The 26,422-nt window shown below is 71.1% G+C and carries 25 protein-coding genes; 16 read left to right on the top strand and 9 right to left on the bottom strand.

Annotation, left to right across the window (positions count from 1 at the left end):
* Positions 1 to 46 precede the first annotated feature (46 nt).
* Positions 47 to 502 (bottom strand): Rrf2 family transcriptional regulator, encoded by a 456-nt coding sequence (locus tag ABIC70_RS23385; protein WP_075379805.1) that lies wholly within the window; start codon positions 500 to 502, stop codon positions 47 to 49.
* 88 nt (positions 503 to 590) lie between these two features.
* On the opposite strand from ABIC70_RS23385, the gene ABIC70_RS23380 reads away from it, so the two are divergent.
* A complete protein-coding gene (locus ABIC70_RS23380; RefSeq protein ID WP_354441353.1) occupies positions 591 to 1,370 on the top strand; it encodes a class I SAM-dependent methyltransferase in 780 nt (259 codons plus the stop codon).
* A 28-nt stretch (positions 1,371 to 1,398) separates the two neighbouring features.
* Here ABIC70_RS23380 and ABIC70_RS23375 read toward each other — a convergent pair whose 3' ends face one another.
* Together ABIC70_RS23375 and ABIC70_RS23370 are read right to left on the bottom strand one after the other, a co-directional pair.
* Entirely contained in the window at positions 1,399 to 2,415 is a 1,017-nt protein-coding gene (locus ABIC70_RS23375; RefSeq protein WP_354441351.1) for an NAD-dependent epimerase/dehydratase family protein, read from the bottom strand.
* Between the two features lie 26 nt (positions 2,416 to 2,441).
* Positions 2,442 to 3,686 carry a complex I NDUFA9 subunit family protein gene (locus tag ABIC70_RS23370; RefSeq protein ID WP_354441349.1) on the bottom strand — a complete coding sequence of 415 codons (1,245 nt, stop codon included), beginning with the start codon at positions 3,684 to 3,686 and terminating at the stop codon, positions 2,442 to 2,444.
* A gap of 246 nt (positions 3,687 to 3,932) precedes the next feature.
* Here ABIC70_RS23370 and ABIC70_RS23365 point away from each other — a divergent pair, with 246 nt between their 5' ends.
* The gene (locus tag ABIC70_RS23365; RefSeq protein ID WP_236952875.1) at positions 3,933 to 4,115 is read left to right on the top strand and encodes a hypothetical protein; all 183 of its coding nucleotides are present in this window, start codon (positions 3,933 to 3,935) and stop codon (positions 4,113 to 4,115) included.
* A gap of 9 nt (positions 4,116 to 4,124) precedes the next feature.
* Here the strand turns inward: ABIC70_RS23365 and ABIC70_RS23360 are convergent, their stop codons facing one another.
* The 3 genes from ABIC70_RS23360 to ABIC70_RS23350 form a co-directional block, all read right to left on the bottom strand.
* The gene (locus tag ABIC70_RS23360; RefSeq protein ID WP_043756139.1) at positions 4,125 to 5,066 is read right to left on the bottom strand and encodes an MBL fold metallo-hydrolase; all 942 of its coding nucleotides are present in this window, start codon (positions 5,064 to 5,066) and stop codon (positions 4,125 to 4,127) included.
* Between the two features lie 205 nt (positions 5,067 to 5,271).
* Positions 5,272 to 6,465, bottom strand: coding sequence for a L,D-transpeptidase family protein (locus ABIC70_RS23355; RefSeq protein WP_354441347.1), 1,194 nt, complete (start codon positions 6,463 to 6,465; stop codon positions 5,272 to 5,274).
* A 167-nt stretch (positions 6,466 to 6,632) separates the two neighbouring features.
* Positions 6,633 to 9,218, bottom strand: coding sequence for a P-loop NTPase family protein (locus ABIC70_RS23350; protein ID WP_043383415.1), 2,586 nt, complete (start codon positions 9,216 to 9,218; stop codon positions 6,633 to 6,635).
* 385 nt (positions 9,219 to 9,603) lie between these two features.
* Between ABIC70_RS23350 and ABIC70_RS23345 the strand changes: the two genes are divergently transcribed.
* From ABIC70_RS23345 to ABIC70_RS23280, 14 genes are all read left to right on the top strand, one after another.
* Complete coding sequence (locus tag ABIC70_RS23345) at positions 9,604 to 10,263, top strand: cytochrome c3 family protein (RefSeq protein WP_043345872.1); 660 nt, start codon at positions 9,604 to 9,606, stop codon at positions 10,261 to 10,263.
* Positions 10,260 to 13,241 (top strand): TAT-variant-translocated molybdopterin oxidoreductase, encoded by a 2,982-nt coding sequence (locus ABIC70_RS23340; protein WP_354441344.1) that lies wholly within the window; start codon positions 10,260 to 10,262, stop codon positions 13,239 to 13,241. Before ABIC70_RS23345 ends, ABIC70_RS23340 begins: the two co-directional genes overlap by 4 nt.
* A 2-nt stretch (positions 13,242 to 13,243) precedes the next feature.
* Positions 13,244 to 15,268, top strand: a complete 2,025-nt coding sequence (locus ABIC70_RS23335) for a quinol:electron acceptor oxidoreductase subunit ActD (protein ID WP_043383409.1) — start codon at positions 13,244 to 13,246, stop codon at positions 15,266 to 15,268.
* Positions 15,265 to 15,810 (top strand): c-type cytochrome, encoded by a 546-nt coding sequence (locus ABIC70_RS23330; RefSeq protein ID WP_043354187.1) that lies wholly within the window; start codon positions 15,265 to 15,267, stop codon positions 15,808 to 15,810. The genes ABIC70_RS23335 and ABIC70_RS23330 overlap by 4 nt, the downstream gene beginning before the upstream one ends.
* Positions 15,807 to 16,868: a hypothetical protein gene (locus ABIC70_RS23325; RefSeq protein WP_354441342.1), complete on the top strand. Its 1,062-nt coding sequence runs from the start codon at positions 15,807 to 15,809 to the stop codon at positions 16,866 to 16,868. The genes ABIC70_RS23330 and ABIC70_RS23325 overlap by 4 nt, the downstream gene beginning before the upstream one ends.
* Positions 16,865 to 17,353, top strand: a complete 489-nt coding sequence (locus tag ABIC70_RS23320; protein ID WP_354441340.1) for a hypothetical protein — start codon at positions 16,865 to 16,867, stop codon at positions 17,351 to 17,353. The genes ABIC70_RS23325 and ABIC70_RS23320 overlap by 4 nt, the downstream gene beginning before the upstream one ends.
* Positions 17,350 to 18,315: a cytochrome c oxidase subunit II gene (gene coxB / locus ABIC70_RS23315; RefSeq protein WP_354441338.1), complete on the top strand. Its 966-nt coding sequence runs from the start codon at positions 17,350 to 17,352 to the stop codon at positions 18,313 to 18,315. The genes ABIC70_RS23320 and coxB overlap by 4 nt, the downstream gene beginning before the upstream one ends.
* Before the next feature lie 394 nt (positions 18,316 to 18,709).
* Positions 18,710 to 20,386 carry a cytochrome c oxidase subunit I gene (locus tag ABIC70_RS23310; protein WP_051976092.1) on the top strand — a complete coding sequence of 559 codons (1,677 nt, stop codon included), beginning with the start codon at positions 18,710 to 18,712 and terminating at the stop codon, positions 20,384 to 20,386.
* Positions 20,383 to 21,042, top strand: a complete 660-nt coding sequence (locus tag ABIC70_RS23305) for a cytochrome c oxidase subunit 3 (protein ID WP_043383401.1) — start codon at positions 20,383 to 20,385, stop codon at positions 21,040 to 21,042. Before ABIC70_RS23310 ends, ABIC70_RS23305 begins: the two co-directional genes overlap by 4 nt.
* 1 nt (position 21,043) lies before the next feature.
* Positions 21,044 to 21,355 (top strand): hypothetical protein, encoded by a 312-nt coding sequence (locus ABIC70_RS23300; protein ID WP_043383398.1) that lies wholly within the window; start codon positions 21,044 to 21,046, stop codon positions 21,353 to 21,355.
* Positions 21,356 to 21,433: 78 nt separating this feature from the next.
* The gene (locus tag ABIC70_RS23295) at positions 21,434 to 22,219 is read left to right on the top strand and encodes a class II glutamine amidotransferase (protein ID WP_043352612.1); all 786 of its coding nucleotides are present in this window, start codon (positions 21,434 to 21,436) and stop codon (positions 22,217 to 22,219) included.
* A gap of 163 nt (positions 22,220 to 22,382) precedes the next feature.
* On the top strand, positions 22,383 to 23,123 hold the full coding sequence (locus ABIC70_RS23290; RefSeq protein WP_043352613.1) for a NepR family anti-sigma factor: 741 nt from the start codon (positions 22,383 to 22,385) through the stop codon (positions 23,121 to 23,123).
* 126 nt (positions 23,124 to 23,249) lie between these two features.
* Entirely contained in the window at positions 23,250 to 23,663 is a 414-nt protein-coding gene (locus tag ABIC70_RS23285; protein WP_043352617.1) for a DUF1236 domain-containing protein, read from the top strand.
* A 133-nt stretch (positions 23,664 to 23,796) separates the two neighbouring features.
* On the top strand, positions 23,797 to 24,072 hold the full coding sequence (locus ABIC70_RS23280; RefSeq protein ID WP_043352614.1) for a hypothetical protein: 276 nt from the start codon (positions 23,797 to 23,799) through the stop codon (positions 24,070 to 24,072).
* Positions 24,073 to 24,098: 26 nt separating this feature from the next.
* On the opposite strand, the gene mscL is transcribed toward ABIC70_RS23280, so the two are convergent.
* The 3 genes from mscL to ABIC70_RS23265 form a co-directional block, all read right to left on the bottom strand.
* Positions 24,099 to 24,518, bottom strand: a complete 420-nt coding sequence (mscL, locus tag ABIC70_RS23275; RefSeq protein WP_043352622.1) for a large conductance mechanosensitive channel protein MscL — start codon at positions 24,516 to 24,518, stop codon at positions 24,099 to 24,101.
* 61 nt (positions 24,519 to 24,579) lie between these two features.
* Positions 24,580 to 25,431, bottom strand: a complete 852-nt coding sequence (locus tag ABIC70_RS23270; RefSeq protein ID WP_354441333.1) for a CDP-alcohol phosphatidyltransferase family protein — start codon at positions 25,429 to 25,431, stop codon at positions 24,580 to 24,582.
* A gap of 4 nt (positions 25,432 to 25,435) precedes the next feature.
* Positions 25,436 to 26,146, bottom strand: a complete 711-nt coding sequence (locus ABIC70_RS23265) for a phosphatidylserine decarboxylase (protein WP_012318030.1) — start codon at positions 26,144 to 26,146, stop codon at positions 25,436 to 25,438.
* Positions 26,147 to 26,422: the final 276 nt, after the last annotated feature.

Below are 26,422 nucleotides of genomic sequence, written 5' to 3'. Positions count from 1 at the left end.
GAGGCGGAGCATGGCGCCCGACCGTCGGCGCGGCAAGCGCCCGCCGTCACGTGCAGGTCGAGCTGTCCGATGCCCCCTCGGACCGGCACCGGGCGTCGAAGCTTCGCGCGAGCTCGGCGAGGCTGACGGAACCGAGCCGCGTGATCAGAAGAGCCTCGGCCTCGCGCAGCGTGTCCTCGACCGCCGCGTTGACGACCTTCTCGACGGCGCAGGCCGGGTTCGCGCGATCGCTGCCGATCGCGAAGATGCGGGGCCCGCCGACCGCGCGGTGGATGTCGAGCAGCGAGACCGCGTTCAGGTCCGCCGCGATGGTCCATCCGCCGCCGTGCCCCTTCTCCGACGTCACGTAGCCCGCGTTCCGGAGCCCGGCCATCGTGCGGCGGACGACCACGGGATTCGTCCCGAGCATCCGCCCGATCGCCTCGGACGTCATCGGTCCGTCGTGGCGCGCCATGTGAAGCAGCACATGGAGCGTTCGGGAGAGGCGGCTGTCGGTGCGCACCCGTCGATCCATCACACCGGACTCGGGATTGGCAACCGTGCGCCCTCACGATACTTATCAAGTTACGTGATGGCGCGGAGCTGAAGCGGTGCGCGAGTTCGAGAACCCGGATCGGTGGGACAGGGTCGCCGAGCACTACGAGACGACCGCCCATCCGTTCACGGCGCGCTTCGCCGAGGCGGCGCTCGCGCGGGTGCCGCTGACCGGAAGCAGCCGCGTCCTCGACGTCGCGGCGGGCACCGGTGCCCTCGCGCTGGCCGCGGCGCGGACGGGGGCGCAGGTCCTCGCGGTCGACTTCTCGCCCGGCATGGTCGCGCGCATCGCCGGGGCGGGACTGCCCAATGTCGACGCGCGGGTCATGGACGGACAGGCCCTCGCCCTGCCCGACGGTGGCTTCGACGCGGTGTTCTCGATCTTCGGAGTGATCATGTTCCCCGACTGGCGGAAGGGCCTCGCCGAGATGGCGCGCGTGACGCGCCCCGGGGGATCGGGCGTCGTGGCCACGTGGCAGGATCAGGGCGCGGCGACGTTCCTGCTGCTCGGCGAGATCCGCCGCAGGCTGTTCCCCGAGCGCGAGAGCCGGGCGATGCCCGAAGGGGTGCGCGCGCTCGGCGATCCGGCGGGGTTCACCCGGGCGCTGGTCGCGGCCGGGTACGCAGCCCCCCGGATCGACCGGGTGACCTTCGACTACGCGCTAGACGTCGCCATGCTCGACGACCCCGACACGGTGTTCGGCCTGTCGCCGGACTGGGTCGACCTGAGCGCGGCCGACCGGGCCGCGGTGATCGCGGAGGCGCGGCGCATGGCGGGCGGTCGACCCGTCCTGTCGATCCCCTCGACTGCCCTGATCGCCGTCGCGGAGCGCTGAGCGCCGCGGTGGCGCCAAATCCTGCGCCTCAGCCGGACTTGCGCGCGTCCGACAGCCGCGCCCGCGCGTCGTCCAGCACCCGGGTCAGGGCCGCGTCCCACGAGACCCGCGGCTGCCAGCCGGTGGCAGCGTGGAGGCGGCCGGCATCGCCCGCGGCCAGAGGAATCTCGGTCGGGCGCACGCGCTCCGGGGCGATGCGGATCTCGAACGGGACCCGGGCCCGGGCGCGCAGGTCCTCGAGGACGCTGGCGATCGTCCGCGGCTGGCCCGAGCTGATGTTGAACACGCTCCCGTCCGCCAGGGAGTCCGCCCGGCCGATCAGGTCGGCGTAGGCGTTCGCCACGTCGGCGACGTCGAGGAAGTCGCGGTAGGAGGAGAGATTGCCGACCTCCAGGCAGGGCGGCACGAGGCCGGCCTCGATCCGGGCGATCTGGCCCGCGAAGGAGGCCACGACGAAGCGCTCGTCCTGGCCGGGGCCGATATGGTTGAACGGCCGCAGCACGACGAGCTTCACGCCGATCCGGGGCAGCAGGTCGCGGAGCAGCTGCTCGCCCACCCATTTCGACCGGGCGTAGGTGTTGCGCGGCAGGGGCTCGACCGCCTCGCTGAGGGCGTGGCCCGCCAGGAAGGCGCTGCCGTAGACTTCGCCGGAACTGACGAAGAAGAAGGTGCAGCCCGGCACCGCCTCCACCGCGGCCACGAGGTTCATCAGGCCGTTGACGTTGACCCGCCACGTCTGGCCCGGGCCGCTGGCGGAATCCGCCACCGAGGCGAGGCCCGCCAGATGGAGGATCGCGGTCGGCCGGAATCGCGCCACGAAGCCGCGGAGCGCGGCTTCGTCGAGGAGATCGATCGCCGCGTAGCTGACGCCCTCCGGCAGGTGCGGCGCCCGCCCCCGCCCGATCCCGGCCACGCAATCGCCCGCTCCCGCGCTCATCGTCGCCAGGAGCGGCAGAACGTGGCCGCCCACGAAGCCGGCCGCCCCGGTGACGAGGATGCGCCGCCCGACCGGGCCGCCGGATCCGTGGAGGGAGAGCGCGCTCATGGCGCGATCCGGGCGCGGGCCGTCACCTAGCCCGGTTTCCGAGTTCCCCAGCGCACGCCCCTGCTGCCCTGCCCGGCCCCCGGCGAGCTGCCGGCATCGGCCCCGATCGCCGGGCCGGAGGCGGTCTGGGGCCGATGCTGAGAGCCGGCCGCCAGGGGTTTCGATGCCAGCGTGTCCGGCACCTCGGACAGGTACGACTCGTCCTGGTCGGTGGCGAACTGCCCCGCCTTGCGGAAGGTCCAGAGATAGCCCGGCACCACCGCCTCGGCGGCGGTCGGCGTGATGCCGATGCCTTCGAAGGTCCGACCCTCGGCCTTGGCGGCCTCCGAGACGACGTTGTCGTTCTGAAGCAGCGTCACCTGATCGCGGGTCAGCTTCAGCGAATCCGGCAGCAGGCCGAAGGTCAGGGTGTCGGCGATCTCCAGCATGCGGGCCTGGAGCTTGGCCGCCGGCGCAGGCAGGTCCACGACCACCCGCTTCCGCCGGATCGTCTTCAGCATGTAGCGCACGAAGTGCTCCAGCGTGCCCACCTCCGGGCCGCCGAGTTCGTAGACCTTGCCGGGCGCCACGGTGCCGTCGACCGCGCGGGCGATCGCCTCGGCGACGTCGCCCACGAAGGCCGGCTGGAAGCGGGACTGGCCGCCGGCGAGCGGGAGAACCGGAAGCGCCCGGGCGAGGCCGGCGAAGCGGTTGAAGAAGCTGTCGCCGGGCCCGAAGATCAGCGAGGGCCGGAACACCACCGCGTCCGGACAGGCGGCGAAGACCCGCGCCTCGCCCTCTGCCTTGGTGCGCGCGTAGACCGACGGCGAGGCCGGATCGGCCCCGATCGCCGAGACGTGGATTATCCGGGCGCCCTGGCGCGCCGCGGCGCGGGCGATCGCCTCGGCCCCGTCGACCTGCAGCCGCGCGAAGCTCTGGGAGCCGGTCTCCTGCAGGATGCCGACGAGGTTGATCAGCACGTCCGACCGCTCGGCGGCCCGGACCACCGAGTCCGGGTAGCGCAGGTTGGCCTGGACGGCCACGATCTGGTTGACCTTCCCCAGGGGCTGCAGGAACAACGCGAGATCCGGCCGGCGCACCGCGACGCGGATCCGGTAGCCGCGCTTGGCCAGCGCCCGCACCACGTGCCGTCCCAGGAAGCCGGAGCCGCCGTAGATCGTCACGAGCTGGTCCTGCGGACGCAGGAGCCCCGGCGTGGCGGCGGCTGCGGACTGCGTCTCCGGACTCGTGTGCGCCGCCGCGGGCGCCGTCGTGTTCTCTTGGCCGCTCATCGCCGTGGTCTCGAGCTCCTCGCGCGCCCCGGGGCGCCGTCAGGCGGCCTACTTAGCCTAACTTCGGCGCGATGGGAGCCGCCGAATGAGCCGCCGCGCCATTCCGGTGAACAGCGTGGGGCCGATGACCGGCGCGGCAGAGGGCCGGACGCTGGAACGGGTGCGGCCGCCAAGCATTCTTACCCACCATACGGCCCTGCCGAATCGCGCGGATGGGACGCGCCGGGGACTTCGATGATTGTAGGGATGCTCGTTTCCGCGGCGATCGCGGTGTTCGGCCTGCTGGTCGCGTTGGGGTTCGTCGGGCACCCGATCGACGCGCAGCTCGTCAGCAACTACGGCTGGAGCATTCTGATCATCGGCGTCGCGCTGTTCGTGCTGTTCGCGTGGTCCCGGTACAGCCGGACCCGCAGGCGGCACTCCGCCTGATCCGCCGGCTCAGGCGACCTTGATCCGGCGGCGCATCTCCCGCGCCACGGCCGGACGCCCGTTTGGACGGCCGCCGACCGCCCGGGGAGCCCCGACCGTGAGGCTCTGACATTCGCGCGCGATGAATGCGGTCGGCATCTCGGCCTGCATGTCGGCCTCCATGTCGCGCAGCGCCGTATCGGAATGGGCCGGGTGCAGGTGAATGATCCCGAGCGCCTTGACGCCCGCCGTCCGGGCGAGTTCCACGCCCTTCTGCCAGGTCGAGTGGCCCCAGCCCCGGCAGGTCGGATACTCGCCGTCGGTGAACATGCCGTCGTAGACCATCAGGTCGGCGTCGGCCACGAAGGCGGCGAGGTTGGGATCGGGCCAGGGGTCGCTGTGCTCGATGTCGCTGATCAGGCACAGGCGCTTGCCGGCATGCTCGAACCGGTAGCCCACGGAGCCCTGCGGATGGTTCAGCAGGATCGTGGCGACCCGCGTCCCGTCCGGGAAGGTCAGGGTCTGCCCCGCCTCGAAGCCGTGGTGGTGGAAGGTGCAGCACAGCCTGTCGAGCGTAACCGGGAACAGCGGCGGCGCGAACAGGCGGTCGAGGGTCGGGCCGGCCGATTCGCCGCCGAGGTTGCCGCAATAGGTGTTGATCACCCGGTCGCAGTCGAGAACCGCCGGCTTGAAGAAGGGGAGCCCCGCGGTGTGGTCGAGATGCAGGTGGCTGAACAGCAGATCGACTTCCCGGGGCAGATCGGTCCGGTGACCCTGTCCGAGATTGTAGATGCCCGAGCCCGCGTCGACGATGAACATCCGCTGGCCGCACCGCACCTCGATGCAGGGCGTGCTGCCGCCGAATTCGGCGTATTGCGGGCCGCTGACGGGCGTCGAGCCGCGGACGCCCCAGAAGCGGAGTACGAGGTCTTGGTCGGCCGTCAGGAGAGTCGGCTCGGAACTGTTCGACATGGCGATCACGAATCCGCGGACAGTCGGTCCCGATCGGTTATGATCGAAACCCCGTCGCCGTTCCGGGAAGGTAGCTTTGAATAAGGCAGGCCGACGGAGCAGGTGTACCGCTCATCCCCTGCCGTATCATGAATTGGTGTGCCGCAGGCGGTCGTGATGTGCGTCCGCGCACACGCACGGGACGCTTGACCGGACCCTCGCATGCTCAGAGCGCCTCGGCCGAGGCCAGGAGACCGCCCGGCGAACCGGCCAGAATCGGGCGTCCGGAGCCCGATCCGGCGAGGCCGGCGGCCAGCCAGGACGGAAGCGCGTCGCTGTAGCGGGTCGGGAGCGGCGCGACCAGCGCCCCGAACGGATCGGGGGCGCGCTCGTAGACCGGGACGAAGCCCGCCATCTGCCGCGGCGACAGGCCCGACTCGGGCGCGGCCCAGCTGGCCCAGACCGTGTCGGGCACCGGGCGATGGGCGCGATGGCCCGGCACGACCACCACCTCCTGGCCGGCGAAGGCCAGGGCTTCCGGCCGGCTGATGTCGCCGACCGCCCCGCCCCGGGCCGTGTAGGCCGCCCAGAAGGCGTTCTGGCCGCCGTCGGAATAGGTCGTGCGCACGGCGGGCTCGCCCGCCTCGGCGAGCGCGGTCATCCGCGCCTCCTCGACCGCCCGGCGGGTGGTGACCGCCGCCTCGATGGCGGGATCCCGCGAAGGCGCGAACGCGTACCGGCCGGCGACCACCGAGACCTGCAGCTCCTCGCGGCTCGCCTCGAACCGGTCCGAGCCGGCCTTGAGTTCCCGCCAGAAGGCGATGTTGGGGTCGGTCCGGTGGCGGGCCATGTTCTCGGCGGTCATCCGGAACGGGTAGGACTGGAACTGGAAGGCCGCCTGCCCGCCGTTCAGCGCGTCCCGGGCGATGGCGTAGATCTCGCCGACCGTACCGTTGGTCATGGCGAAGCAGCCCATGGACGAGCAGATGCCGTGGACCATCACGGCGGACCCGGTTCCGCCATGGGCCCGGTCGTAGGCGTTCGGATATCCGACGTCGAAGGACAGGTAGTAGTGCGAGTTCGGGTTCATCTGGCGCCGGGGCACCGTATAGAACCCCTCCGGGGTCTGCCGGTCGCCGCTCTTGCGCTTGGGCCCGAGCTGGCCGGACCAGCGGCAGATCGGGAACGTCTTGATGAAGACGTAGCCGGCGCGACCCTTCTTCCAGACCTCGATCTCGGATTCTTTCTTGTAGGCCCGGAACAGGACCGGCGAGGCGGCCGTCACGCCCTTCTGCGCCATCAGGGCAAGGGTCGCGGCGGGGATCGGCGCCTCCGCCTTGCCGGCCTGCGCGGCGGCCGGACCGGCGAGGACCAGCACGACGAGGCCGGCAGCGAGGAGGATCGAGGTCGACAGGGGCATGAACCGTCCGCGCTGGATCGGCCGGGATGGCTGCCGGACAGGCGCGGCCTCGCGGCCTGACGGATTATTGCGGCGGCCATGAGGCTGCGCGTCCGGTCAGCCCGACCCCGCTGGATTGTCCCGCTGCGCGCGGAAGGCCGACGGCGCCGGCGGATCGTGACGTCCTGTCAGGCTGCCGGTGCGGGGTCCCGCTCGGCGGCGGCCGGGACGGGTGCGATGACCGCGCTGTTCTCCACGGCGATCACCGCGTCGAAGGGCGCGGCGTTCTCCGCAAGACTCGTCTCGGGCAGGCAGACGATCAGGCCGCGCCCGGCCCGCGCCTGCCGCAGCTGGGCGAGGCGCTCGCGTGCGCCCTCGACCTTCCGCTCGTCCATCGCGACCGCGACCACGAGGATGTCGGGATCACGGGCGAGGCAGCGGCTCAGCTCGATCGCCACGCGTTCGCGGGCATTGATCGCGCCGTCCGCCAGAGCCCCGGTGCTGGGCTGAGCCTCGACCTTGCTGTCGAGGCCGAGGCCATAGACCGAGGCCTCGAGGCCCTCGTCGGCCAGAACCCGGCGCACCAGTTCGCGCACCCGCGGCTCGGCATTGGCCTCGCCGAGGCTGATCCGGCCGAACAGGAGGTTCTCCTCCAGGCTGGCGGCCGGATTGACCCGGGAGGGGTCGTGGAACTCCACCGCGCCCGCGAGGTGGGGCGGCAGCATCCGTGCGAAGGACCGCCGCGCCTGGACGAGGCGCTCCTCGAACGGGCCGTCGATCAGGCCGAAGCGGTGGCGCGATTCGTTGTAGCGCAGCGCCAGGCCGATCAACCGCAAGCGGTCGCGCTGGCCCGCCGGTCCCCGGCGCAGGCTCGCCGCGTTGGGCAGGCGCACCACGAGATCCTCGAAATAGCCCCGCTCGGCCGCCTGGAACAGCGAATAGGCGTCGAACAGGGGATGGTCGTTGGGCAGGTCGGCGAAGATCTCCACCGTGCTGCGGGCCACCGACAGGCCGATCTCGGTGAGCGGGCGAACCAGCCCCTCGGCCTCCAGAACCGCCCGCAGATAGGGGTGGCGGGCGAAACGCAGGGGCGCGAAGGTGCCGCCCACCGGCTCCCCGAACAGGATGTTCTCGCCGATGCTCGCCTGGTTGTTGTAGCGGTCGGGATCGAAGGGCTCGACGAGGCGCTCGGCGCCCTTGGCGGCCAGCGCCACCCGCATGGTCCGGCGGGCGGTGACGATCGCGGCGGCGAGCCGCGGCTGAGCGGCCGGATCGAGCCGTCCGGTCAGCCCGCGGGCGTACACGAAGCCGTCGAGCCCGGTGAGCCGGCTGATGCCGATCAGCGCGATGTCGTCGGGCGCGGTCGCCGGATCGGTGCCGTAGAGCAGGTTCTGCCGGAGGGAGCCCTCCATCAGGATCGCCTCCCCCGACGTGAAGGCGATGCGCCGGGCGCGCTCCGCGGCGTCGAAGTCGCGCAGGTCCGTGCCCGCATAGGTGACGGCCCCGGCCGTCGGCTCGACCTGCCCGGCCAGCACCGCCGCCAGCGCCCGGGCGCCGCTGCCGCGGCTGCCCGTGATCGCCACGTGGCCCGGCATCGTCACGGCCACGGCGACGCCGGTCAGGCGCTCGCCCGTGGCCGGATCGAAGGCTCCGACGCCTTCCGTGGCCAGGATCCCGGACCGGGGCAGCGGCAATGCGGCCGCACCAATCCGGGCGGCCCTCGCCCGCCGCCCCTCGAGGGACGCGATGATGCGGGCGAGGTCGCGGAGGCGCGGACGCACCGACCGGCGGACCATCCAGAACCGCGCGCAGATGGCGGCGAGCCAGCCCGCGAGGCCGAAGGCGCCGACGGCCGCCAGGAGGGCGGCCGGATCCACCGGGGCCGCGGGCGGCTGCCCTGGCGCCGAGCGCCACAGTGCCGTGCCGGCGGCGATGGCCGGCAGGATCACCGCCAGCGCCAGGGCGGGCGCCCGGGCGTAGGCCAGCCGCGCCTCGGCGCGACCGACATTGGTCCGCATCGCGGCGACGCGGGCGGCGATACGCCTGCGCTCGATGGCCGCCGCTCCGTGGTTGCGCACGGCAGGAAGCCGCCGAACGAGGTCGTTCAGGTTCTCCTCCGCCCGCGCGCTGGAGCGCAGGCGCAACTCCTGCCGGTCGCGCGCCCGTTCGAGCACCAAGCCGTAGGCGAGTCCGATCGCCGCCAGTCCGATCACGGCCGCCGGGATCAGTCGGGGCGCGGCCAGGGCCGCGAAGCCGAGGGCCAGGATCAGGGCCGCGAGGGTCATCGCCGGCAGGACGATGCCGGCGGCGAGCAGGCGGTCGGCTCGAGCCAGCACCTCTCCGACGATCCGGGCCAGGCTGCGCGCCTCGTCCCGGGCGCCCGCGGGGGCGTCGAGGATCGCCCGCAGAACGCCTTCGCGGACGGCGTCCCCGGCCTTGTTCTGCGCCTTGAAGCACAGGCGCGCCACGCACCAGCCGAGGCCCGCCAGGGCCAGGGCGCAGACGGCGATGCACAGGAAGGCGGTGAGCTCGAGTTCGGCGGGGCGCATCGGGATGCCGGGGGCCAGCACCAGCTCTCCGCCCGGAAGCGCGACCGCCACGCGCAGGAAGGGCAGCACCGGCGCCTCGTCGCGCGGCAGGACCGCGATCAGGTCGCGCAGGCACAGGAGCGCGAGCGCGCAGAGCGGCGCGCCGATCCCGACCGCGAGGGCCGCCGCCGCGGTGTGCTGAGGCCGCGCGGCGCGCCACGTCAGGACGAGAGGATCGGATTCCATGCGTCTCCGGACAGGATCGGGCGTCTCAACCGTCGCGCGGGCATAGGCGTTCGCGCCGGTCACGGGAAGAGTCGCGGGCGCGGGCTTCCCTTGCGCGGACCTTGCCGCCGGCGGCTGCGACATGTCGGCCGGGTTGTTTGCGGTTGTGGCTCTGGTTTGGAAGCGCTCCAGCGTTACAACCATGGGGCATGGCGCGGCCGTGGCTCGCATCTGCGAGGCGCTGGATTTCCAAGCCTGATCGCCGCGGGCGCCCGAGCCGTATCGCGCGGCCGGCCGGCGCACCGCACGATTTCGACCGGGACCAGAAGGTGGGGCGACGCTTGCGGCGAGGGGCTGAGAAGACCGAGCGCCATCTCCCGGCCTTCGCCTGTTGCGGGTCGGCCTGATGGCGCAGCTGTTCACGCCCGGGGCCGACGCGCTCTACCGCCTCGCTCTGATGACCGGCGTCGCCTGCCTGGTTGGGCTCCCGGTTCTGGCGGCCGGGATCGTGCGCTCGAACTACGTCACGGGCGTCGGGGTCGCGCCGGCCCAGCCCCTGCCGTTCAGCCACAAGCACCATTCCGGCGAACTCGGCATCCAGTGCCGCTACTGCCACACCACGGTCGACCGGGAGGCCACGGCCGGCATCCCGCCGACGCATACCTGCATGACCTGCCACTCGCAGATCTGGACCGGCTCCGAGATGCTCAAGCCGGTGCGCGACAGCTACGCGCAGGACAAGCCGCTCGAATGGAAGCGGCTGAACAAGCTGCCGCAATACGTCTACTACAATCACTCCGTCCACGTGACGAAGGGGATCGGCTGCTCGACCTGCCACGGCGACGTCACGGCGATGCAGATGACGTACCGGGCCAACGCCTTCGAGATGCAGTTCTGCCTCGATTGCCACCGGGCGCCGGAGAAGTATGTCCGCACGCCGGATCAGGTCTGGAACATGACCTGGACGCCGCCCTCCGACCAGGCGACCCTGGGCCCCAAGCTCGTGGCCCAGTACCATATCCGCGGCGGGGAGCGGCTGACCGAATGCGGGATCTGCCACCGATGACCGGCGCCCCCGACATCGCGGCCCTGCGCGCGAAACTCGCCGGCGGCGACGGTCCGCGCTTCTGGCGCAGCCTCGACGCCGTGGCCGACAGCCCCGAGTTCCGCGCCTATCTGGCGGCCGAGTTCCCGTCGGCGTCCCGGCTCGCCGCGGCCCCGGAGCGGCGCGGCTTCCTGAAGCTGATGGCCGCCTCCTTCGCGCTGGGCGGCCTTACCGCCTGCGGCGGGGGCGGCGGCCGCGACTACGAAGTGCCGTACGTCAATCAGCCCGAGCGGATCGTGCCCGGCACGGACCTGTCCTACGCCTCCTCGGCCGTGTTCGACGGCTTCGGCAACGGCATCCTGGTCACCACCCGCAACGGCCGGCCCCTGAAGATCGAGGGCAATCCCGAGCATCCCTGGAGCCGCGGCGGCACCGACGTGCTGGCCCAGGCTTCGGTGCTCGGGCTCTACGACCCGTTCCGCTCCCAGGCGGTGCAGCATCTCGGCCGGCCGAGTTCCTGGGCGGCGTTCCGGGCAGACCTGCAGGGTCGGATGCCGGGCTGGCGCGAGAGCCGGGGCGAGGGTCTCGCCCTGCTCACCGGTCCCGTGACCTCGCCCGGCGTGGCGGCCCAGCTCGCGCGGCTGCGGGCCGCCTACCCGGCGCTCCGCTGGTATGTCGGCGCCGGGGCGGGGCGCGACGGGATCTACGAGGGCGCTCGCCAGGCCTATGGACGGCCCTTGGAGACCCGCCCCGATTTCGGTCGCGCCCGGACCATCGTGGCGCTGGACGGCGACTTTCTGGATCTCGGACCCGGTCAGGTCGGCCTGTCGCGGCGCTGGAGCGAGGCACGGCGGGCGGCCTACGCGGAGGGCCGCCTCCTCACCCTCCACGCGGCGGCGCCGACACCGACCTTGACCAGCGCCAAGGCGGATCGGGGGCTCGTGGTCCCGGCCGGCCGGCTGGAGGCCCTCGCCCGGGATCTGCTCAATCTGGCCGCGGGCGGCGCGGCCCCGGCGGGCGACGATCCCGTCGCGCGCTGGACGCGGAGCGCCGGGACGGCCCTCGCCGAGGCCCGGGGAAGCGGCATCGTCACCGCCGGCCTGACCGCCAGCCCAGACCTGCACGCGCTGGTTCACCGCCTCAACGGCGCCCTCGGCAACACCGGCGCGACCCTGGTCCACACGGCGCCCGTGGCGGAGACGGGCGCCGGGACCCTCGCGGATCTCGCGGAGGCCATGGATCAGGGTGCCGTCAAGGTGCTCGTCGTCCTCGGCGCCAACCCGGTCTACGAGGCGCCCGGCGCCCTCGATTTCGCCGCCCGGATGGCGCGCGTGCCCCTCAAGATCCATGCGGGGCTCTACTACGACGAGACCGGTGCGCATGCCGACTGGCATCTGCCGGCCGCCCACCCGCTGGAATCCTGGGGCGACATCCGGTCCCTCGACGGGACGGTGGGTCTGATCCAGCCCACGGTCGCCCCCCTGTACAACGGCCGGACGCTCGCGGAGATGCTGGCCTTCCTGGCGAGCGGCGAGGGTGGGGAGGTCGGTCAGGACGCCCTCGGGCTCCTCAAGGCGCAGGGACGGAACCCGGGCGAGGACGAGGCGGCCTTCGAGGCCCGCTTCTCCGAGGCCCTGCGCCAGGGCTTCTGGGCGGACAGCGCGCGTCCGGCCGAGACGGTGGCGCTGACGCAGGCGGCGGCAGCCGCCCCCGCAGCGGCTTCGTCGCCCGCGCCGGCCGCCGATGGGGTCGAGGTGCTGTTCCGGCCCGATCCGACGATCTGGGACGGCACCCATGCCGACCTCGCGTGGCTGCAGGAGCTCCCGAAGCCCCTGACCAAGGTGGTCTGGGAGAACGTGATCGCGCTCAGCCCGCGCCTCGCCGAGCGCGAGGGGATCGCCACGGGCGACATCCTGCGGGTCGAGGCCGGCGGCCGCGCGGTCGAGGGGCCGGCCTGGATCCTGCCGGGGCAGGCCGACACCACCGTGACCCTCACCCTGGGCTACGGCCGCGACGTCCCGGACCACCTCGCCCGCGGCCTCGGCTACGACGCCGCGCCCCTGCGGCCGCCGGGTTCTCCCTGGGGTCTCGCCGGCGCTCGGCTGACGAAGACCGGACAGCAGCGCAGGCCGGTCACCACCCAGCATCTCGGCACGATGGAGGGTCAGGATCTCGTGCGCGTGCAGGCTCTGGGCGCCGCACCCGTGGGCGATCCGAAGGGCGCGCCGACGCCCGCCTCGTTCTATCCGCCCCCCGAGAGCCAGGACCGCTGGGTCGCCGCGCAATGGGGCATGGCCATCGATCTCGATGCCTGCACCGGCTGCAACGCCTGCGTCACCGCCTGTCAGGCGGAGAACAACATCCCCGTGGTCGGGCGCGAGGAGGTCGAACTCGGCCGCTGGATGGGCTGGCTGCGGATCGACCGCTACTACGCGGGCGACCTCGACGCGCCGACGACGCATTTCCAGCCGGTGCCCTGCATGCATTGCGAGCAGGCGCCCTGCGAACTCGGCTGCCCCGTGGAGGCGACGCTCCACGACAGCGAGGGCCTGAACCTGCAGGTCTACAACCGCTGCGTCGGCACGCGCACCTGCCAGAGCTACTGCCCCTACAAGGTCCGCCGCTTCAACTACCTCGATTACACCGGCGGCATGACCCCGGTGGAGCAGCAGCAGCGCAATCCCGAGGTCACGGTCCGGTCCCGGGGCGTGATGGAGAAATGCACCTACTGCATCCAGCGGATCACGGCGGCGCGGATCACATCAGCCAAGGACGCCCACGCGCCGATCCCCGACGGGGCCGTGGAGACCGCCTGCCAGGGCGCCTGCCCGACCCGGGCGATCACCTTCGGCAACGTCGCCGATCCGGGAAGCCGGGTCTCGGCCGCCCGGCGGGACACGCGGGAATACGCGCTCCTCGGCCACCTGAACACGCGGCCGCGCACCACCTATCTCGCCGGGCTCGCGCCCGCCGCGGATCCGAACGGACGGGAGGGCTGAGCATGGCCGGCCCCCTCTCCGGCGGTCCGCAGCCCGGCCCCCTGATCCGGCCCGACGAGACCCTTCAGGGGATCGGCGGCGCGGTCACGGCGATCCCGCTGACGCATCCGGGGAACCGGCGCTGGTGGATCGCCTTCGCGGCGGCGGCCTCGCTCCTCGGCCTGTTCGTGCTCACCCTCGGCTATCTGCTCTATGCCGGTCCCGGCATCTGGGCGAACAACAACGCCGTCGTCTGGGCCCTCGACATCGCGAGCTACGATTGGTGGATCGGCGTCGCGTCCGGCAGCCTGCTGGTCTCGGCGATCCTGCTCCTGCTCGGGGCGGAGTGGCGCGGGGCGGTGAACCGCGTGGCCGAGACCCTGGCACTGCTGGCCACCGCGGCCGCCGGGCTCTACCCGATCATCCATCTCGGACGGCCGTGGTTCTTCTTCTGGAACCTGCCCTACCCCAACACCTACGATCTCTGGCCGCAGTTCCGCTCGCCACTCCTCTGGGACGCGATCGACATCGTGTCCTTCCTGGTGATCTGCGTGAGCCTCTGGTTCATCGGCCTGCTGCCGGACCTCGCCACGTTGCGCGACCGTGCCCACGCGGAGGCGATGCGCCAGCGGGAGACGAAGGCAGCGACCCGGAAGCGCGCGCTGCTGCGCGCGCAGGTCTACGGCATCCTCGCCTCGGGCTGGCGCGGCTCGGCGGCCCATTGGCAGATCTGGGTTCAGGCCTACCGGACGGTGGCGCTGCTCGGCGTGCTGCTGGTGGTCTCGGTCCAGACCGGGGCCTCGGTGATGCTGGCGGGCTCGCTGATGCCGGGCTGGCACAGCACGCTGCTGCCGGTGAGCTTCCTGGTGAATGCGGTCTATTCCGGCGTCGGCGTCACGGCGGTGATCGTGATGCTGATCCGCCTCGTGTACGGCCTCGGCGCCCTGGTGACGGACCGCCATCTCGACGTGCTCGGGCGGCTGTTGCTCTGTCTCGGCTGCGCCAGCGCCTATTGCTACGCGGCCGAATATTTCGACACGTTCCTCAATGGCGACGCCGCGGGGCGCGGCGTCCTGGTCCGGCGCATGACCGGCGACCACGCCCTCGTGTCCTGGACGGCGATCCTGTGCCTCGTCCTGCCCGCACAGATCCTGTGGTCGGCGCGGGCCCGGACGGCGCCGGTCGCCATCGCGGTGGTGGGCCTTCTCGTGGCGATCGGCGCCTATGCCGACCACGTCATGGTCCTAGTCGTCACCCTGACGCAGGATTTCCTGCCGTCCTCGCGGCTGCCCTACACGACGGATGTCTGGGGCATCGCCACCTTCGCTGGCTCGGTGGGCCTGTTCCTGACCCTGCTCCTCCTGTTCCTGCGCTACCTGCCGGCCGTGTCGATCGTCGAGAGCCGCCGCCTCGCCCTGATGGTGTCGCCGGCCGCGCAGGAGGCGGCCCGCGCGGCCGCATCCCGGGCCACCGGTCGCCCGGAGGACGACCCGGTCACCGCGCCCCTGTGGGGCGTGTCCGCGACCTTCGCGAGTCAGGGCGACCTCGCCGCCGCCCTCCAGGCGGTCTCCGGGATCAGTCCGGATCACGTCCACCTCGACGGGCACGGGCCGGTGCCGATGCCCCGCACCCTGCGGGCACTGGGCTTGGAGGGACGCTCGATCCTGCCCTACGCCCTGGCCGGGGCCCTGCTCGGCGGTGTCGGCTTCTTCGCCCTGTGCCTCTACGCCACGGCCTACGATTACGTCTTCCTGATCGGCGGGCGCCCGCGCCTGTCCTGGCCCTCGTTCGTGGTGCCGAGCGTCTCCGTCGCGATGATGGCGGGCTGCGTGGCGATCCACTTCGCGCTCCTCGTGCTCAACCGCCTGCCCCGGCTGAATCACCCGGCCTTCAACATCCCGGGCTTCCTGCGGGCTTCCGAGGACCGGTTCTTCCTCTCCGCGGAGGCGCGGGGTGACCGGTTCGACGCAGGCCGGATCGAGCGGCGGCTCGCGGCCCTGCCGGCCGAGGCCGGGCGTCCCCTCGAGCTCCGGCGGATCCCGCGATGAGGCGCGCCGCCCTCCGCACCGTGCCGCTCGCTCTTCTCGCCCTGGCGCCGCTGGCGGCCTGCGGCGAGGCCGACATGGCCGATCAGGCCCGGGCCAAGACCTGGGACAAGAACCCGTTCTTTCCCCGGGAGATCACCATGCGCCAGCCGGTGGCCGGCACCGTGCCGCGGATCGATCCGGCCCGGACGGCGCCGCAGCCGCAGACGATCAGCCGGGCGCTGCTCGACCAGGGCCGGGAACGCTATGGAGTCTTCTGCACCCCCTGCCATGGGCAGGACGGGCGCGGCGCCGGCATGATCGTCGCCCGGGGATTTCCCTCCGCCGGCAATCTCACGGCGGAGCCCGTGCGCATGGCCTCCGCGGCGGAGCTCTACGACGCCATCTCGAACGGCCGGAAGTCCATGTTCGGTATGGCCCAGATGATCCCCTCGGCAGACCGCTGGGCGATCATCGCCTATCTCCGCGCTCTCCAGCTCAGCCAGGATACCCCGGTGGCGAGCCTGCCCCCGGAGGATCGCACCCGCCTGGAGGCAACGCCGTGAGGCGCCCCGCCCTGCTCGGCCTCGCCGGCCTCGTCCTCCTGGCCGTCTGCCTGCTCGCGGGCGGCTGGCGCGGGGCCGCGGCCTCGTATCTCGCGGCGTGGCTCGTCCTTCTCGCCCTGCCGGTCGGCGCCCTGCCGGTGGTCATCGTCGCCGAGCGTTTCGGCAAGCGGGTCCGCGAGCGCGGCGGCATCGAGATGCTGGCGGGTCTGCGCCGGCTGATGGCGCTGATGCCGGTCGCGGCCGTGCTGTCGCTGCCGCTTCTGGCCGCCACGCCCCTGCTCTATCCCTGGGTGAGCGCTCCGGCGCGCACGCCGCTGGCCGCCCTGTGGTTCACGGTGCCGTTCTTCGCGATCCGGGCGATCGTCTATCTCGCAGCCTGGACCTGGCTGGCGCTGAGGTTCGCCAAGCCGTTCGACGCCCCAGGCGAGGGGCGGACCGTGCCGGCTGTGGGGCTGCACGCGGTCGTCGGCACGCTGTTCGTCACCGACGTCGTCGCCTCCCTGGATCCGCGGCTCGATTCCACCCTTCTGGGCCTCCTGGTGATGACGGCCTGGAGCGGCCTCGCCTTCGCGGCGGCGATCCTCCTCGCCTGGGAGGAGCCGGAGCCCGTCGGCCGCGGCCGTACCGCGCCCGGACGGGGCCGGCTGGTGCCCCTCGTGGTGCTTCTGGGCCTCTGGGCCTATCTGCACTTCGTCCAGTTCCTGATCGTCTGGTCGGCGAATCTGCCGCCCGAGGTGACGTGGTACTTCGCCCGCGGCGGCTGGGTCGGGCGGGCGCTGGCGGTCGTGGCCGGCGCGGTCGTCGTGCTGGCCGGGCTCGCGACCCTCCGGCCGGGACGCCCGACCACCCGGATCCTGGCCGGCGCGGCGGTGGCCGTCCACGCCCTGGAGATGTTCTGGCTGATCACCCCGGCGGTGCGCGACCGCTTCGTCCTCCGGCCGAGCGACGTGCTCGCCGCCGCTGCCGTGGCCTGCCTCGCGGCCGCGCTCCGGCCGGTGCTGCGGCCGCGGGCGGACCGCGTGGCCTCCGACGCCCGGCGCGCCGGGAGGCTGGCTTGAGCGCCGACGGCCCCTCCGGGCTGATCCCGGCGATCCTTGCCGGGCTGACCCTGCGCGGCAGCGGGCTCCTGAACGGGCGGCCGCCCCGTCCGGCTGCCAACACCCAGCGCAATCCGAATGAGCCCGGGCACGAGACCCGGGACGTCAATGTCCGCAACACCGTGATGGTGATGGCGGGCCTCGCGCTCACGGTCCTGGCGGTCGTGGGGACGATGATCTGGCTGATGGACACCTTCGCGGCGCGTCAGCGCCGGGCCCTGCCGGCCCTGACGCCGCAGCAGACCACGCAGTTGGCGCCGCCGCCTCCGAACCTTCAGGCCGACCCGTACGCCGATATCGACCGTGCGCGGGCGGCGGCCGAAGCGTCTCTCGCCGGCTACGGCTACCGGGACGAAGCCCGGACCCGCGCCCGAATCCCGATCAGGCGCGCCATGGACCTGATCGTCGGCCGCTCCCTCGAACCGGCGGAGCCCGCTGCGCGATGACGCCGAGCCACGATTCCCTCCAGCTCTGGCCGGCGGCGGTCTCCGCCACCGCGAGCGAGACCGACCTGCTCATCCTGGCCTTCACGGTCCTGACGCTGCTCCTGACCGTCCCGGTCTTCGTGGCGATCACCTACTTCGCCCTGCGCTACCGCGAGGGGTCCGAGGCGGACCGGAGCCCCTCGGGCATCCGCTCGAACCTGATCGAGATCAGCTGGATGCTGATCCCGTTCCTGCTGACGCTGATCTTCTTCGTCTGGGGCGCGAAGCTGTTCATCCAGTCGAAGAACCCGCCTCCCGACGCCATGGTGGTCGAGGCGATCGGCCGGCAATGGATGTGGAAGTTCCAGCACCCGACGGGCCAGTCCGAGATCAACAACCTGCACCTGCCGATCGGCCAGCCGATCCGCCTGCACATCATCAGCCAGGACGTGATCCACGCCCTCTACCTGCCGGCCGTGCGGATGCAGGTCGCCGCCCTGCCCGACCGCTACACCGACCTGTGGTTCAAGGCCGACAAGACCGGCACCTACCATCTCTACTGCTCGGAATATTGCGGCACCGACCACTCCGTGATGGGCGGCGAGGTCACCTTCATGAACCCCGGCGACTACCAGGACTGGCTGACCCATGCCGGCGCGCAGCAGGGCAAGATCGCGGCGGGCCGGGCCCTCTACGAGGCCTATGGCTGCGCCGGCTGCCACGAGCCCGGCACGTCCGTGAAGGCGCCGAGCCTCGCGGGCCTGTTCGGGTCGCAGGTGAGGCTCGCCGACGGCCGCACCGTCACCGCCGACGCGGCGTGGCTGCGCGAGAAAATCCTGAATCCGAACGGCGACCGGCTCGCCGACGGGGGCAAGCAGGTGATGCCGAGCTTCGCCGGCCGGATCCCGGCGGACGAACTCGGGACGCTGATCGACTTTCTGAAAGCCTATCCGACCTCGAAAGCCGCGGACGCCACACGATGATGAGCTGCGTCAACCTGAAAATTCAGTCGTCGGATCGCAAGGCGCACCGGACCAGCTCTTCGCCCTGCTCGCGGTTTCACACCTCCGATCTGGCCTTGCGTTTTCAGGATCGAGCGCGGGTCCCCTCTCCCGAGCGTGAGAGGGACAGGGTGAGGGATGAGAACGCTCCAGACGAGGCGCGACCTGTCGATGCTTCAAGGGTGTGCTCGATCCTGAGCCTTCTCGTCCCTCACCCCAACCCTCTCCCGCCCGGGAGAGGGGGCCCGTCGCGCCCTGTCGCCAGCGGCGATGTCCGCCTCAGACCTGTGAACATCGCGGCCCGCGGATCGGGGTCGGACGAGCGCGCGAACGTCCTGACGTCCGGCTTCCGACGCTACCTATCGAGGGCGACACGATGAGCGCATCGGGCAGCATCGGCGGCACCGCCCACCGGGAACCCCACACCCCGGAATCCACGATCGGGCGCAAATCCGACTACCTGCACGCGGAATCGACCCTGCGCTCGTGGTTCCTCACCACCGACCACAAGCGCATCGCGATCCTCTACCTCGCCTCGATCACCGGCTTCTTCGTGATCGGCGCCCTGGCGGCGGGCGTGGTCCGACTCGCTCTGGTCGTGCCGAACGGCGCGATCATGACCAACGACACCTACAACAAGGCCTTCACCATCCACGGCGTGGTGATGGTCTGGTTCTTCCTGATCCCGTCGATCCCCGCGACCTTCGGCAATTTCCTGATCCCGCTGATGATCGGGGCCAAGGACCTCGCTTTCCCCAAGCTCAACCTGACGAGCTGGTACGTGTTCATGACCGGGGCCCTGTTCACCCTGGTCTCTGTGGTGCTGGGCGGGGTCGATACCGGCTGGACCTTCTACGCCCCGCTCTCGACGGCCTTCTCCAACACCTGGGTGCTGCCGGCGCTGATCGGCGTCACCATCGTGGGCTTCTCGTCGATCCTGACGGGGCTCAACTTCGTGGTCACGATCCACACCATGCGGGCGCCCGGCATGACGTGGTTCAAACTGCCGATCTTCGTCTGGGCGCACTACGCCACGAGCCTGATCTTCCTGCTCGCGACGCCGGTCATCACCACGGCGCTGATCCTGCTGATCGCGGAACGCGCCTTCCATATCGGCGTGTTCGACCCGGCCTATGGCGGCGACCCGGTGCTGTTCCAGCACCTGTTCTGGTTCTACTCCCACCCGGCCGTGTACATCATGGTCCTGCCCGGCATGGGGGTGATCTCCGAGATCGTCCCGGCCTTCGCGCAGAAGAAGCTGTTCGGCTACCGCTTCGTCGCCTACGCGTCGATCGGACTGGCCTCCGTGACCTTCTTCGTCTGGGGTCACCACATGTTCGTCAACGGCCAGAGCGATTTGGCCTCGCTGGTGTTCTCGGGCCTGTCCTTCGCGGTGGCGGTGCCCTCGGCGGTGAAGGTCTACAACTGGACCGCCACGATCCATAAGGGCTCGCTCCGGCTCGATACCCCGATGCTCTACGCGATGGGCTATATCGGCCTGTTCGTGCTCGGAGGCCTCACCGGCCTCTATCTCGCGACGCTCTCGATCAACCAGCACATCCACGCGACCTACTTCGTGGTCGCGCATTTCCACTACATCATGGTCGGCGGCACGGTGCTGGCGTTCCTCGGCGGCCTGCATTTCTGGTGGCCGAAATTCACCGGCCGGATGTACAGCGAGCCCTGGGGCCGGGTCTCGGCGCTGCTGATCTTCCTCGGCTTCAACGTGACCTTCTTCCCGCAATTCATCCTGGGTTACCTCGGGATGCCGCGGCGCTACGCGACCTACCCGGCGGAGTTCCAGCTGCTCAACGTGCTGTCCTCGGCGGGCGCCACGATCCTGGCGGCGGGCTACATCTTCCCGATGCTCTACCTCGTCTATTCCCTCTGGTTCGGCCGGAAGGCGCCCGCCAATCCGTGGAACGCCAAGGGGCTCGAATGGGAGACGGCCTCCCCGCCCCCGACGCACAATTTCCTGTCCCCGCCCGAGGTGCCGCGCATCCCCTACGACTACCCGATCCAGGCCCAGGAATCCCGGGACCAGCACGGATGAGCAAAGGTCTGGCCGACGGCGTCGGGGTCGCGCGCGCGGAGCATTTCGAGAGCGTGGCCCAGCAGCGCGAGGCGGCGACGCTCGGCATCTGGGCCTGGCTGATCACCGAGTTGCTGCTGTTCTCGGCGCTGTTCCTGGTGGCGCTGATCACCCGGATCCAGCATCCCGAAGCGACGATCGCGGCGGCCAAGCACCTCAAGTTCTGGATCGGCGCCACCAACACCGTGGTGCTGATCTGTTCATCGCTCACGATGTCGATGGCGATCGAATTCTCCCGGATGGGCTGGCAGCGCGCCATGGTGCGGGCGATGCTGGCGACCGCGGCGCTCGGGGGCCTGTTCCTCGTCCTCAAGGGCTACGAGTACTACGCCGACTGGGCCGAGCACATGATGCCGTTCCTCAGCGATCGGCCCTTCGCGCTGGCCGAGACGCCGGCGGCGCGGCTGTTCGTGAACCTCTACTACGTCGCAACCCTGCTCCACGCGCTGCATCTGTTCACCGGCATCGCGCTCCTGCTCGGCATGACCTGGATGGCCGCCAAGGCCGGGTTCCTCGCCCGGCACCAGAACTGGATCGAGGTCTACGGCCTGTACTGGCACTTCATCGACCTCGTCTGGATCCTGGCCTTCCCGATCCTCTACGTGGTGAACCGGTAGGATGCGGAACCCCCTCGCGACCCTGAGCGCCGACGACCGCGCCCTGCTCCGGCGGCGCCTGCGCACGCCGGTGCTCACCTTCCTGGCGCTGCTGGCGCTTCTGGCCGTCAACGTCACCCTCGGCGCCACCCTCCCCTTCGCGCAGGTCTGGATCGTCGAACTCGCCGTGGTCGCCGTGATGGTGGCGCTGATCCTCCTCGTCTCCATGGAGGTGATCCACGAGCCGCCGCTGATCCGGCTGTTCTCGGGGCTCGGCTTCTTCTGGGTCGCCATCCTGGTCGGCATGACGCTGACCGACTATCTGGCGCGCTGAGCGACGCGAAATCCGTTGTCCGGGCGGCCGAACACTCCTAAACGTCGCCGCTCCCCCGCATAGCCTGGCTGACAGACGATGTGCGAACTGCTCGGCATGAGCGCCAACGTGCCGACCGACATCCGCTTCTCCTTCGCGGGCCTCGCCCGGCGCGGCGGCGAGACCGGGCCGCATGCGGACGGCTGGGGGATCAGCTTCTACGACGGGCGCACCTGCCGCAGCTTCCACGAGCCGGAGCCGAGCGCCCGCTCGCAGCTCGCCCGGCTGCTGCGCGACATGCCGATCAAGAGCCGCATCGTCGTCGCCCATGTCCGCAAGGCCAACCGCGGCCGGGTCAGCCTGGAGAACACCCACCCGTTCTCGCGGGAATTGTGGGGCCGCCGCTGGACCTTCGCGCATAACGGACAGCTCAAGGGCGTGAAGCGGCTGCCGCTGGGCGGCTTCATGCCGATCGGCTCGACCGACAGCGAGCACGCCTTCTGCTGGATGCTCGGCCGGCTCCAGGCCCGGTTCCGCGCCCTCCCCCGGCCCGAGACCCTCGACCGGGCCGTGGCCGACCTCGCGGGCGAACTCCACGCCCTCGGCGTGTTCAACATGCTGCTCACCGACAGCCGCACCCTCTACGCCCATTGCGGCAAGCGCCTCTGCTACCTCACCCGGCGGGCCCCCTTCGGCAAGGCCACCCTGATCGACGAGGACTGGCAGGTGGATTTCGCCGAAGAGACCACCGAGCACGACGTGGTGACGGTGATCGCCACCCAGGCGCTGACCCGGGACGAGTGCTGGACCGATCTCGCCCGCGGCGACGTCCTGACCCTGCGCGACGGGGCGATCCGGCTGTTGAGACCGGCCAACTTAGCTTAAGTGTGTTTTGCCTGAGGGTGCATGCCCGCGCCCGATGCGCTAGAACTCCGGTAACAGGAGCGCATCGGCCGGGCTTTCCAACCGGTTCGGGCCGACAAGCGCTCCGCCTCGACCCGCCGGGGACCACAGGTCGAGCCACGACGAGTTGACGAGCGCGATACACATGACCCGCGACGACACCGACACCGTCCTGTCCCAGGAGGACGGGACTCGGGATGGCCGCCCGAACCTGGCTCCCGGGATCCGCACGCATCTCGGGGAGCATCTGCGCACCGTCTACGAGCGGATCGGCGAGGAGACACTGCCGTCCCGGTTCGCCGAGCTGATCGAGAAGCTCGAGGCGGCTTTGCGCGCCCGCGGTGAGGCGATCGAGCCGGAATTCCGCAACGGTCTGCTCGCGGCCGTCCCGTCCCTGCGCGCCTTCGCGCTGTCGCTGACGTCGAACCCCGCCCGTTCGGACGATCTCGTGCAGGACACCCTGCTCAAGGGCTGGCAGCACCGCGCCCGGTTCCAGCCGGGGACGAACCTCAACGCGTGGCTGTTCACGATCCTGCGCAACATCTTCTACTCGGATCACCGCAAGCGTGTGCGCGAGGTCGAGGATCAGGACGGGTCCTACGCGGCCCGGCTCGCCACCGCCCCGCACCAGGGTGACCGGCTCGACGTCGAGGATCTGCAATCGGCGCTGGCCAAGCTGCCGCCGGATCAGCGTGAGGCCCTGGTCCTGGTCGGCGCCGAGGGCGTCTCCTACGAGGAGGCCGCGGCCATCATGGGCTGCAAGGTTGGCACGGTGAAGAGCCGCGTCAGCCGCGCCCGTGGCAGGCTCGCGGAGCTGCTGGGCTACGACGAGGAGGATCTCGGCTCCGACCGCTTCATCCAGTCGGCGATGCCCAAGGACGCGTGAGGGCTCAGCCGGCTGCATCCCGGCGTCCCACAAAAAAAGATGCATCCGATTCCGGGGGTCGGGCGTTACCGGCCCGAGCTTCGCTGCGCCTGCGCGGCGAAACACCACGGAACGGAGATGTCCCGCATGACCTTCAAGACCCTTATCGCCGCCTCGGCCCTCGTCCTGTCGCTTCCGCTGGCCGCCCAGGCCCAGGGCACGATCCCCGGCGCCGAGCGCGGCGCGGCTGCGGGTGCCGATGCGGCCGGCCCGATCGGCGGCATCGTCGGCGGCGCGGTCGGTGCGGCTACCGGCACGGTGGGCGGCATCCTCGGCGTCGACATGGCCCCGCGCTTCCGCAGCTATGTCCGCGAGCGCAATGTCCGCTCCTACGACTATGACGGCCGCGTCGCCGTCGGCACCACCCTGCCGGCTTCGGGCGTGACCTATTACGACGTGCCCAACGAGTACCGCGTGCAGCCGGGCTACCGCTACACCGTGGTGAACGATCGTCCGGTGCTGGTCGATCGCGGCCACCGCATCGTCGAGGTCATCGACTAAGACCCCGGGCCGGTTTCGCGCTGGCCCAAGCGCCCCCGGAGCCCGGCTCCGGGGGCATCTTCATAGCCGCGGCCGTCGGCGCAACGCTTCATCCGTCCGGCCGTTGAGAGATGGCCTGAGCCGTGAGGCGATCATGAGCGACGCACCCACCGATCCGAAAACCACTCTGCCGGAGCCCGTGCGCGACCACCTCGGGCAGCAGCTGCGCGGCGTCCTGCCGGTGGGGTCGGACAAGCCCCGCTTCCTCGGCGACGATCCCGTGCCGGATGCCTTCGAGCCGCAGATCCGCCGGCTCGAGACCCGGCTGAAGACCCACGAGGAGGGCACCGAAGCCGTCGGTCATGCCCTCGACCAGATCCTCGATGCCCTCGGCGTGAAGCCGGACGAGACCGACAAGCCCAAGGGCTGAGTCGGCACCGCGCGCCCGCACAGGCGTCAGACGCGCGGCTTCTCGGCCAGCAGGTCGCGGATCTCGGAGAGAAGCTTCACGTCGGCCGGCATCGCGTCGGGCTTCTTGGCCTCGGCGGTCTGCAGGCGGTTCATCGCCCGGATCACCAGGAACAGCACGAAGGCGACGATCAGGAAGTTCAGCGTCAGGGTCAGGAACTGGCCGTAACCGATGACCGCGCCCTGCTTCTTGGCATCCGCATAGGGCAGGCCTGCCTGCACCTTCGACGAGAGCGGAATGTAGTAGTTCGAGAAGTCGAGCCCGCCGGTGATCGCGCCGATCACCGGCATGAAGATGTCCTGGACCGCCGACGTCACGATGGCCCCGAAGGCCGCGCCGATGATCACGCCGACCGCGAGATCGACCACGTTCCCGCGCAGCGCGAACGTCTTGAAATCCCCGAGCATCCGCCAGCCCCCGCCCGCTTGATACCGCCAAGATAGAGGACGGCTCCGCGAAGGCCAGCGCCTATTCCGATGCCGGTCGGTCGGCCGTGGCTAGGGCGGGCCGGTCCTCGCCCAGGGCGGCGAGTTCCGCCTTGACCCGGCGGCGATACTGGGCGGCCACCACCGGGATGGTCAGCAGATAGCCCCCGCTCACCGCGACGAGCGCCTCGAACGGGTAGCTGATCAGGAGGCCGAAGGCCGCGACCCCGAACAGGAAGATCGGCAGGACGAGGCTGCGCGGCACCCGCTTGCCCATGGTCTTGCCCGAATAGGTCGGGACCGTGGAGACGACCAGCAGCGCGATGCACAGCACGTAGATCAGGACCGCGGGCGCCGCCCAGGTCTCGATGCCGAAGCCCAGGAAGTGGAGGTAGAGCGGCAGCATCGCGGTGAGCGCCCCCGCGGGCGCCGGCATGCCGACAAAGAAGTCCTTCTTCCATTCCGGCCGGTTCGGATCGTCGAGCATCGCGTTGAAGCGGGCGAGCCGCAGCGCCATGGCGATGGCGAAGATCAGCGCGACGATCCAGCCCATCGATTTCAGGTGGAACAGCACGAAGCCGTAGAGGATGAGCGCCGGGGCGCATCCGAAATTCACGAAGTCGGCGAGGGAATCGAGCTCCGCGCCGAAGCGCGACGTGCCCTTGAGCAGCCGCGCCACCCGCCCGTCGATGCCGTCGAGCACGCCCGCCACCACCACGGCGATGACGGCGGGCTCGAATTTGCCCTCGAAGGCGAGCCGGATCGCCGTGAGCCCGAGGCAGAGCGCCATCAGGGTGATCATGTTGGGCGCGATCATCCGGAACGGCACCGGCTTGAACCGGCGCGGCCGCGGCTCGTTCGGATCGGGCGCGAAGGGCGGGAAGAGATCGTCCATGGCCTCAGATCCGCTTGAACAGGCGCTCCGGGCCCCCGCCGAGATCGGCCAGCACCGTCTCGCCGGCCACCGCCTTCTGGCCGAGCCCGACCAGCACGGTCGACCCGGCCGGCAGGTAGACGTCCACCCGCGATCCGAAGCGGATCAGGCCGAAGCGCTCGCCGACGCCGAGCACGTCGCCCGCCGAGACGAACCCGACGATGCGCCGGGCCACGAGGCCGGCGATCTGCACCACGCCGACGCGCTTCGGCTGGCCGGCATGGGTCGTCTCGATGACCATGCCGTTGCGCTCGTTGTCGTCGCTGGCCTTGTCGAGCTCGGCATTGAGGAACAGGCCCGGCGTGTAGTGGATCTGGCCGATCCGGCCGGCCACCGGCACCCGGTTCACGTGGCAGTCGAACACGTTCATGAACACCGAGACCCGTAGCGTGGGCACCTGCGGCAGGTCGAGCTCGGGCGGCGGCAGCACGGTGGCGATGAGGTTCACGCGCCCGTCGGCGGGCGAGATCACGAGCCCGTCCGCCACCGGGGTGACCCGCTCGGGATCGCGGAAGAAGTAGCAGACCCAGAGGGTGAGGATCAGGAAGATCCAGCCGAAGAACTGGGAGAAATAGCCCGCCAGAACCGTCAGCACGATGCCGATCAGGATGAAGGGATAGCCCTCCTTGTGGATCGGCACGAGCGTCCGGCGGATCGTCTCGATCAGGTCGGTCATGGGTTCTTCGGACTCGAGGGAACCGCCGGCAGGCGGACGTGTCGGACGGGCGGATGGCAGCCCGCCGGGCCGCCGTCAACTTTCCAGGGGTCGCGGATCGCCGCGGGACGTCGCGCCCGCCCCTGCCGGGTTCCGCTTCGTCGAGCATCGATTCGGGCGCGCGGCCCTCCCGTCACGCGTCATCGTCCCCGCGCGCCGGTGGCGCCGGGGGCATGGCCCGGGAGCGAACACGAGGGACGCGGGACGCCGCGGGAACCCAGGTGTCGGCCAAAGTCG

Origin of the sequence: Methylobacterium sp. 1973 (assembly GCF_040545035.1) — a bacterium.
Lineage (GTDB): Bacteria > Pseudomonadota > Alphaproteobacteria > Rhizobiales > Beijerinckiaceae > Methylobacterium > Methylobacterium fujisawaense.
This window is presented reverse-complemented; position numbering and strand designations above follow the sequence as displayed.